The organism is Sorangium sp. So ce321 (assembly GCF_051530195.1).
GTDB lineage: Bacteria > Myxococcota_A > Polyangia > Polyangiales > Polyangiaceae > Sorangium.
In genome coordinates, this window is the sequence record NZ_CP150329.1 from 5,136,376 (window position 1) to 5,146,572 (window position 10,197).

At 70.8% G+C, this 10,197-nt stretch carries 2 protein-coding genes and 1 pseudogene; all 3 read left to right on the forward strand.

What is annotated here, in order from left to right:
* Nucleotides 1-22 precede the first annotated feature (22 nt).
* Nucleotides 23-5,527, forward strand: coding sequence for an amino acid adenylation domain-containing protein (locus WME89_RS19350; RefSeq protein ID WP_438010592.1), 5,505 nt, complete (start codon nt 23-25; stop codon nt 5,525-5,527).
* 69 nt (nt 5,528-5,596) lie between these two features.
* The gene (locus WME89_RS19355; RefSeq protein WP_438010593.1) at nt 5,597-6,658 is read left to right on the forward strand and encodes a TauD/TfdA family dioxygenase; all 1,062 of its coding nucleotides are present in this window, start codon (nt 5,597-5,599) and stop codon (nt 6,656-6,658) included.
* 87 nt (nt 6,659-6,745) lie between these two features.
* A pseudogene (locus WME89_RS19360) lies at nt 6,746-10,192 on the forward strand (amino acid adenylation domain-containing protein); the annotation flags it as partial.
* Nucleotides 10,193-10,197: the final 5 nt, after the last annotated feature.

A 10,197-nucleotide genomic window follows, 5' to 3' on the forward strand; every position in this document is an offset into this window, starting at 1 on the left:
TTCTCTAACCAGGGCACGCTCCATGACCCAGCAGGAACTCGAAGGTTTTCGTCTCTCTCCCCAGCAAGAGCGGGCGTGGGCGCTCGGCGGTGACCGCCTCCACGCGGCGGGGCTGGCCGTCCTCTCCGGGCCGTGTGACGCCGACCGGCTGCGTGCGGCGGTGGCCTCCGTCGTCGCCCGTCACGAGATCCTGCGCACGGTCTTCCCCTCGCTGCCCGGCATGAGCGCGCCGCTCCAGCGCATCCTCGACGAGCCGCGGTTTCAATGGGAATGCGAGGACCTCCGCGGGCGAGACGCCGCCGAGGCGCTCGCCGAGCTCGAGCGCGGGCTCTCCGAGGTCGAGCCCTTCGACCTCCCGCGCGGCCCGCTGCTCCGCTGCCGCCTGGCGCGCCTCGCGGGCGATCGCGCCGGGCTGGTCATCACCCTGCCTTCGCTGTGCGCCGACGATGCCACGCTCGATCTCTTCCTCGCCGAGCTCGGCCACGCCTACGCCGGCACCGGCGCCTATGCCCCCGGTGCGCGCGGCGCCGATCCGGGGGAGGAGGGGGAGGGCGATCTGCAGTACGCGGATCTCGCCGAGTGGCAAGCCGGCATGTGCAAGGAGGAAGAGGCAGGCTTCTGGCAGCGCCTCGAGGTCCCCAGCGTCGAGAACCGCCTGCGCAGCGCGCGCGACCTGCGCGAGCGGGCCGGCGAGGTCCTGACGGTCTCGGAGGCTCTGCCTGACGCCACGGCCGGAGCTCTGGGCTCGTTCCTGAGGGAGCACGGGCTCGACGCGGAGTCGTTCTGGTTCGCCGCCTGGCTGCTCTTCGCTCGCCGCAACGTCGATGACGACGTGGTCACGGTCTCGAAGCTCTTCTCCTGCCGCACGGTGGAGCCGCTCGACGCAGCGCTGGGGCCGATAGCCAGGTACGTGCCCGTGTTCTACCGTCCGGATCCGGGCGCGGGGTTTCTGCAAAACATCGGCGATCTGCGGCTTTTGCTCGCGGACTTCGCCGAACACCAGATCTACTTCTCCTGGTCTCTCGTCTCCAGCGCCGGCGCGGCGCGCTCTCTCGGCTTCTCCTTCTGCGCCGCGACGGACGCCGAGGCGCGCGGCTTGCGGCTCTCCTGGCGACGCAAGGTGGTCCTCGCCGAGCCCTTCGACGTCGAGCTCTGCGTCGAGGCGCGGGCGCGCGACGGCCATGCGCCGCGCGTCGAGCGGCTCTCCCTTCGCCACCGCGACGACCGCTTTGACGCCGCGCGGGCGAGGCGCCTCTTGCAGGGCTTCCTGGCCATGGTGGATGAGCTGATCGCCCACCCTGGTCGGCCGCTCCGGCTCCTCGGGACGCTCGGCGGCGAGGAGCAGCGCCTCGTCCTCGACGCGTGGAACCGCACGGCGCGCGACGTTCCGGCGGCGTCCTCGTTCTACGAGCTCTTTTCCCGGCAGGCGAGCCGCTCTCCCGACCGGCCCGCGCTGGTCTTCGGCGACCGCACGCTCACCTACCGCGAGCTCGACGGCGCCGCGCGCCGCGCGGCCGCGGCCCTGCGGCAGAGGGGCGCCGGCCCCGAGGTCCTCGTGCCGCTCGTGATCGAGCGCTCGATCGAGGCGATCGTCGGCCTCCTCGCCGTGTTCGCCGCCGGGGCAGCCTACGTGCCCATCGATCCGCGCCAGCCCGAGGCGCGAAGCAAGCTCATGCTCGCCGGCCTGGGGAATCGCCCCGCGCTGTCCGTCTCCCGCTGGCACGACCTCCTCGTGCGCCTCGGCGTGGACACCGCGGAGCGGGCGGTCTTCCTCGACCGGGCCCTCGACGAGCCGGCCGCGGCCCCCGAGGCGCCGGCCGGGCCGGATCACGCCGCCTACATGATCTACACCTCCGGCTCGACCGGGAACCCGAAGGGCGTGGTGGTGACCAACGCCTCGCTGGTCAACCTCGCGTTCGCGATGCGCGAGAGCGTCTATTCCGATCTGCGAGGTCCGCTGCGCGTCAGCCTCAACGCCCCGCTCATCTTCGACGCCTCCATCAAGCAGATAACGCAGCTCGGGTTCGGCGACACCCTTCACCTTGTACCCGAGGAGATTCGCCCCGACGGCGAGGCCCTCCTGGCCTTCTTGCAGCAGCACCGCCTCGACGTGCTCGACGTCACCCCATCGCAGCTCAAGCTCCTGCTCTACGCTGGCCTGGAGCGCCACCCGGAGGCCCTCCCGGCGCGCGTCCTGATCGGCGGCGAGGCGCTGGACCCCGGCGACTGGGAGCGGCTCGGGGCCCTCAGCGCCACCGCGTTCCGCAACGTCTACGGGCCCACCGAGAACACGGATGTCAGCACCACCGCGCCGGTGGTGAGCGGCGGCGGGAGGCGGCCTGTCATCGGCCGGCCCATCGCCAACGTGCGCGCCTACGTGCTCGACGGCGCGATGACCCCCGTGCCCGTCGGCGCGACCGGCGAGCTCTACCTGGGCGGGGCCGGCGTGGCGCGCGGCTATCTCGGGGAGCCCGCGCTCACCGGCGCGAAGTTCGTGCCCGACCCGTTCTCCGGGGAGCCCGGCGCGCGCCTCTACCGCAGCGGCGATCTCGTGCGCTTCGACGACGGCGGAGACATCGAGTTCCTCGGACGCGCCGACCACCAGGTCAAGATCCGCGGCTTCCGCGTCGAGCTCGGCGAGATCGAGAGCGCGATCGCCGCCCACCCTGGGGTCGCGCAGGCCGCGGTGACCGTCTGCGAAGGCCGCTCCGGCGATCCGCGGCTCGTGGCCTACGTCGTCGCCGGCCGCAAGGGCTTGTCCGAGGTGGACGGCCGCGAGCGCCATCGGCTCCCCAACGACATGGCCGTCGTCCAGCAGAACAAGAACGAGACCGACTATCTCTACGAGGAGATCTTCGTCAAGAAGAGCTACAGCCTCCACGGCATCGAGCTGCCGAAGGGCGCTGTCGTCTTCGACGTGGGCGCCAACATCGGGATGTTCAGCCTGTATGTCGCGAGCCACTGCGAGGGGGCTCGCGTCTTCGCCTTCGAGCCGCTCGGGCCCATCTACGAGTGCCTCGCGCTGAACGCGGAGCTCTACGGCGGCGGTATCGAGACGTTCCAGCTCGGCCTGTCCGATCGCGAGGAGAGCCGGACCTTCGCCTACTACCCCCGGTACTCGATGATGTCGGGCGCGCACGCCTACGCCAGGCCCGAGGACGAGGTGCAGGTCATCCGGCGATATCTGGAGCGGGAGGTGGGATCGGGCTCCGCGCAGGCGGCCGAGCTCCTGGCCCACGCCGACGAGCTGCTCGCCGGCCGGTTCGAGGCCGAGCTGCACGCCTGCCGCCTGCGGCGCCTCGGCGACGTCATCCGCGAGCGCGGCGTGACGCGCATCGACCTCCTGAAGATCGACGTGCAGCGCGCCGAGATGGACGTGCTGCGCGGGCTCGACGACCGCGACTTCCGGATCATCGACCAGATCGTCATGGAGGTGCACGCCGCGGCGGGGGAGGAGAGCGAGACGCGCCTCGACGAGCTGCGCGCGTGCCTCGGCGGCCACGGGTTCGAGGTGGTCGTGGAGCAGGACGAGCTCCTCCAGGGCACCGACCGCTACAACGTCTATGCTTCCAGGAGAGGGCTCAAGGCCCGCGAGCACGGGCTCTCCGCCATGACGCCGCGCCGCGAGCTCATCGAGCGCGCCCGGCCTGTCTCGCCCGAGCTGCTGCGCGACCACACCCGCGACCGTCTGCCCGAGCACATGGTGCCTGCGGCTTTCGTCCTCCTGGAGCGGTTCCCCCTGACCCGCAACGGCAAGGTGGACCGCGCTGCCTTGCCTCCTCCTCCCGAGCTCTCGACCGCGAGCGGGCCCGCGCAGAGGCCCCCGCTCTCCCCCATGGAGGAGATCCTCTGGGGGTTATGGGCCGAGGTGCTCGGCACCGTGCACCTCGGGTTGGACAAGAGCTTCTTCGCCCTCGGCGGCCACTCCCTCCTCGTCACCCAGCTCGTCTCGCGCATCCGCGAGGCGTTGCAGGTGGACCTGCCGCTGCGCGCCGTCTTCGAGGCGCCCACCCTCCGGGCGCTCGCGCGCGTGCTGGAGCAGGAGCGCAGGAAGGCGCACGACGGCGCGGCCCGCCTGGAGGCGCCGCGCATGCTGCCCGCGCCCCGCGCCGTCGAGCTGCCTCTCTCGTTCGCTCAGCAGCGCCTCTGGTTCCTCCAGCAGATGAACCCCGAGGACACCTCCTACAACGCGCCCGTGGCGTTCCGCGTGAACGGCCGGCTGTCGACGGACACCCTGCAAAGGGCGCTCGATCACCTGGTGCGCCGCCACGAGATCTTGCGCACCACCTTCGTGATGCGCGCCGACAGGCCCGCTCAGGTGATCCACGAGCCGCGGCCGTTCAACCTGCCCGTCGCCGACCTGACGGCCATGGATGACGCGGAGCGCGAGGCGGAGGTCGTCCGCCGCATCCAGGCCGAGGCCCGGAGGCCGTTCTCGCTGGGAGAGGGGCCGCTCTTCCGCGTCGAGCTCCTGCGCCTCGCCCCGCGGCAGCACGTCGCGATCTTCGACATGCACCACATCATCAGCGACGCGTGGAGCATGGCCATCTTCGTGCGCGAGCTCATGGAGGTCTACCGCGCGCTCCTCGCGAACCGCGCGCCCGATCTGCCGCAGCTCTCCATCCAGTACGCCGACTACGCCGTATGGCAGCAAGCGTGGCTGAGCGGCGCGGTCTACCGCGAGCACCTGGAGCACTGGAAGCGCCGCCTCTCCGGCGACCTGCCCGTCCTGCAGCTCCCGCTCGACGCGCCTCGCGAGCGCCGCCGGCACGACACCGGCCGCCGCGCCTCGTTTCACGTCGATCCCGAGCTCACCGCCTCGCTGAAGGCCCTGTGCGCTCGTTACGGCACCACACTCTACATGACGCTCTTGTCCGCGTTCCTCGTGCTGCTCGGCCGCATCAAGGACCAGAAGGACCTGCTGCTCGGCCTGGCGATCGCCGGCCGTGATCGCGTCGAGACAGAGAACGTGATCGGCTGCTTCATCAACATGCTGGTGCTGCGGTTCGATCTCTCCGGCGCGCCCAGGTTCGCCGATCTCCTGCGCCAGGCTCGCCAGGTCACCCTCGACGCGTACGAGCACCAGGCCATGCCGTTCGATCACCTGGTCAAGGAGCTCAACCCGCCGCGCGGCAAGGGGGTCACGCCGTTCTTTCAGGTCGCCTTCGGCCTGCAGAACGCCCCCGCCGGCGACCTCAACTTGCCTGGCCTGGAGTTCACCCCCATCCCCCAGGAGCAGGAGAAGATCCGATACGACCTCACCATCTGGGTGAGCGAGGAGGCCGGCGGCCTCTTGATCGACTGGACCTACAGCGACGAGCTCTTCCACGAGCAGACGATCGCCGACATGGCCCGGCGCTACGAGGCCCTGCTCCGCGCCGTCGCCCGCGATCCCGAGGCCCGCATCCACACCTACGAGCTGCTCTCCGCGGAGGACAAGCAGGGCCGCCGGGAAGAGCAGGTTCGCAAGCAGGCGTCGCTGAGCAGCCGGCTCGCCGCGTCCTCCCGCAAGGCCGGCACCCCCTAGGGCGCCCGTCGCTCACCCGCGCATGGGCCCTCGCCGCACGGAACTCCACCCCACCTCGAGCACGTGACCATGACAGACTCCAGCAAACCCACAGGGCTGAGCAAGCTCAAGTCCATCAAGCGAAAGACCGTGGTCCTCTCGCAGGACAACCTGGTCTCCTACGACGCCCTCGGCGACCGGGCCCTGCCCCTCGTGATCAAGCCGAGCGCCGGCGAGCTGAGCCTGCCGGCCTGGATCGCCGACAACCGCGAGCCGCTGCGGGCCAGGCTGCACGAGCACGGCGCGCTGCTCTTCCGCGACTTCGGCGTCCAGGACCCGGACACCTTCCAGAGAGCGATCGAGGCCATCTCGGGGCAGCTCTTGCACTACACCGAGCGCTCCTCGCCGCGCCACGCGGTGAAGGGCAACGTGTACACGTCCACCGACTACCCGCCGCAGTATCCCATCTTCCTGCACAACGAGCAGTCTTACAACCTCAACTGGTGCCGCAATATCAGCTTCTATTGCCGGCAGCCCGCCGCGCAGGGCGGCCAGACCCCGATCGCCGACACGCGCCGCATCCTCGCCCGGCTGAACCCCGAGATCGTGGCGCGCTTCCGCGAGCGTCGCTACATGTACATGCGCAACTTCGGCGAGGGATTCGGCCTCTCCTGGCGGGAGGCCTTCCAGACCGAGGACAGGGGCGAGGTCGAGGCCTACTGTCGGCGCAACGCGATCGAGATCGAGTGGAAGGACGGCAATCGCCTGCGCACCCGCCAGGTGCGCCCCGCGGTGCACCGTCACCCGGTCACCGGTGAGCTGGTCTGGTTCAATCACTGCACGTTCTTCCACGTCTCCACCCTGACGGCGCCGATCCGCGACAGCCTCACCGCCGGGTTCGCGGAGCACGACCTGCCGAACCAGACGTTCTATGGCGACGGCGCGCCCATCGAGCCCGAGGTCATGGCTCACCTGCAGCAGGCTTATCTCGAGGAGAAGGTCCTGTTCGACTGGAAGAAGGGCGACGTGCTGGTGCTCGACAACATGCTCTGCTCGCATGGCCGCGAGCCGTTCCAGGGGGAGCGCAGCGTGCTGACGGCCATGACCGAGCTCACGGACAATCGCCTCGAGGACCCGGGCAAAGGGGCCTGAGGGGCGAGACGCGGACGAGGATGACGATGTCGGCGCGGGATCCCTGGATGACCTGCGCGCGCAGCGGCGGCGGAGCATGAGGAGCGTTGGATGAACATGCAGAATCTCGAGGGCTTTCGCATCTCACCGCAGCAGCGGCGCCTGTGGCTCTCGGCCCGGGGTGAGGGGCGGGCGGCCTGCCTCCTGGAGCTCTGCGGCCCGCTCGAGGGAGATCGCCTGGAGCGCGCCCTGCGCCGGATCGTGGCCCGCCACGAGATCCTGCGCACGGTCTTCCCCTCGCTGCCGGGGATGGAGACCCCGCTCCAGGTGATCCGGGGCGAGGACGCCGGCCTCGCCTTCTCGTGCTCGTCCGCCGAGGAGCCCGGGGCGCTCGATCTCGACGCGCTCTTCGCGCGGCGAGCCGCCTTTGATTTCTCCGAGGGGCCGCTGCTCTCGGCGCGCCTCACGCGCGTCGAGGAAGCGAGGCACTTCCTGCTGCTCGAGCTCCCTTCGATGTGCTGCGATGCCGCCTCGCTGGACGCGCTGGTCGAGGAGCTCGCCGCGGCCTACGCCGGCGGAGCGCCGGCCGCGGCCCGCGGGGGAGAGGGCGCGGAGGGCGAGGGGGGACCCCTCCAGTACGCCGACTTCTCGGAGTGGCAGCACGAGCTGCTGGAGGAGCCTGACGCCGCGCGATGGCGGGAGCGCGAGGAGCTCTCGGGCGAGCCGGTCGTGCTGCACGTGGAGTCCTCGACGGGGCCTGTCGCCGCCGCGCCGCTCACCGTCAGCGCGCGCATCCCGCGGGGCGAGCTCGCCGGGCTCGCGGACGAGGCACCCCTCGATGCGTTCTTCTACGCGTGCTGGGCTGCGCTGCTCTTCCGCCTCGCGCCGGAGGAGGATCGCGACCGCCTCGTCGTGGCCGCGCGCTTCGACCTGCGCCACCTCGATGCGCTCGCGGGGGCGATCGGCGCGTTCGCCAAGCTCATCCCCGTGCGTTGCTCCCTCGGCGCCGAGGCCTGTATCGGCGAGGAGGTGCGCCGCCTGGCCGCCGCCCTCGAGGAGACGGGAGCAGGCCAGGAGCACTTCGACGCCGAGCTGTTGCCCGGGCACAAGGGCCGCGACGGCATTGCGTTCGCCTTCGAGCGGGCGCTCGAGCCGCGCCACGGGTCCGGCCTCCGCTTCGAGGTGCGCCGCAAGGGATGGGAGGGCGAGCGCAGCAAGCTGTCGCTCACGGTGCGCGCGGGGGCGGGCGAGGTGGAAGCGCACCTCACCGCCGCGCCGGGCGTCGTCTCCCGCGAGCGCCTGCGCTTCCTCCTGGACTCGTTCGTCGCCGTGGCGCGGCAGGCTGCGCGCGCCCCTGAGACACCCCTCTTCGCGCTCGGCCTGATCGGCCCGGCCGAGGCGGAGCAGCTGGCCTCCTTCGGCTGCAATCCCGCTCGTTTCCCCGGTGGAGACACCGTTCACGGCCTGTTCGAGCGGCAGGCGCTCGCCACGCCGGACGCGCCGGCCGTCGCTTATGCGGGCGACGTGCTCTCGTTCGATGCGCTGAATCGCCGCGCGAACAGGGTAGCCCACGCCCTCCGCGCCCGCGGGGTCGGCCCCGAGACGATCGTCCCGCTCGTCTACGAGCGATCCGTGGAGATGATGGTCGGCCTCCTGGGCATCCTCAAGGCGGGCGCCGCGTATCTCCCCGTAGATCCGCATCAGCCCAGGGCGCGGCTCGCGCTGATCCTCGGCGACGCCCGCGCCCGCCACGCCGTGGTGCAGCCTGGCCTGGAGGACGCCGTGCGCGGCGCGCTCGGGACCGGCGAGAACGGCGATCCAGAGCTCCAGCTCGTCTCGACAGGCGTGACGGAGGGGCCGGAGCACAACCCGAGCTCCGGTGTTCTGCCGGAGAACCTGGCTTACGTCATCTACACTTCAGGCTCCACCGGCACGCCCAAAGGCACGCTGGTGAGCCACGCCTCGGCGGTCAACCTGGCCCACGCCGAGCGCGAGATGCTCTGCGCGGACGCCGGGCGGCCGCTCCGGGTGGGGCTCAACGCGCCCCTCATCTTCGACGCATCCATCAAGCAGCTCTTGCTGATGCTCTTCGGCCACAGCCTGCACGTGGTGCCCGAGGAGGTCCGCCCCGACGGACGCGCCCTCATCGAGTTTCTACGGGCCGCCCGCCTCGACGTGCTCGATCTCACCCCCTCTCAGATGAAGCTCCTGCTCTTCGCCGAGATCGAGCGGGACATCGAGTGCCTCCCTGCGCGCGTGCTGCTCGGCGGCGAGGCCCTCGACGAAGGCACCTGGAAGCGGCTGCGCGCCCTCGGCGACCGCTTCCACAACGTCTACGGGCCGACGGAGAACACGGACATCAGCACGATGATCCCGCTGGCTGCGAGCGAGCTTCCCACGATCGGCGCGCCCATCGCCAACGTGAGCGTGCATGTGCTCGATCACCATCTCTCGCCCGTGCCCATCGGCGTCCCCGGGGAGCTTTATCTGTCCGGGAAGGGCCTCTCCCGGGGCTACTTCGGGCGGTCCGGGCTCACGGCCGAGCGCTTCCTGCCGAGCCCGTTCGGGCCCGAGCCCGGCGCCCGCCTGTACAGGACGGGCGATCTCGTACGTCATCGCGAAGACGGGCTGCTCGAGTTCCTGGGCCGCGTCGACCGGCAGGTGAAGATCCGCGGGTTCCGCGTCGAGCTCGGGGAGATCGAGGCGGCGCTGCGCAGGCATCCCGGCGTGCGCGAGGCCGTGGTGGTGCTGCGCGAGGACCAGCCCGGGGACCCGCGCCTCGCGGCCTACGTGGTCCCGAGCCCCAAGGGCTCCCCGGCGGCCCTCGGCCGCGCGCGGCACGTGTTGCCCAACGACATGGCCGTGGTCCAGCAGAACAAGAACGAGACCGATTACCTGTACGAGGAGATCTTCCGGAAGAAGACCTACAGCCTCTACGGCGTCGAGATCCCGAGGGGTGCCGTGGTGTTCGACGTCGGCGCGAACATTGGCATGTACAGCCTGTACGTCACGCTCCACGCCGAGGACGCGCGCGTGTTCGCGTTCGAGCCGCTCGCCCCGATCTACGAGACCCTGGCGGCGAACGCGGGCCTGTACGGCCGCAGCATCAAGCTCTTTCATCACGGGCTCTCCGATCGGGAGGAGACCGTCGCCTTCACGTATTACCCGCGCTACTCGATGATGTCCGGCGCTCAGGCCTACGCCAGGCCTGAAGAGGAGGTGGAGGTCGTCAAGCGCTTCCTGGCGAAGGAGACGGAGGCCGGCTCCAGCGAGGCGGCGGAGCTCCTGTCCCACGCCGACGAGCTCCTCGCCGGACGCTTCCAGGGCGAGGTGCACAACTGCCTCCTGCGGCGGCTGTCGGACGTCATCCGCGAGGAGGGCGTGGACCGCATCGATCTCCTGAAGATCGACGTGCAGCGCGCCGAGATGCACGTGCTGCGCGGCCTCACCGCCGACGACTGGAAGATCATCGAGCAGGTGGTCATGGAGGTGCATGCGGCCGAGGGCCAGGAGAGCGAGGGCCGGCTGGAGGAGCTCGAGGCCTTGCTCCAGCAGCACGG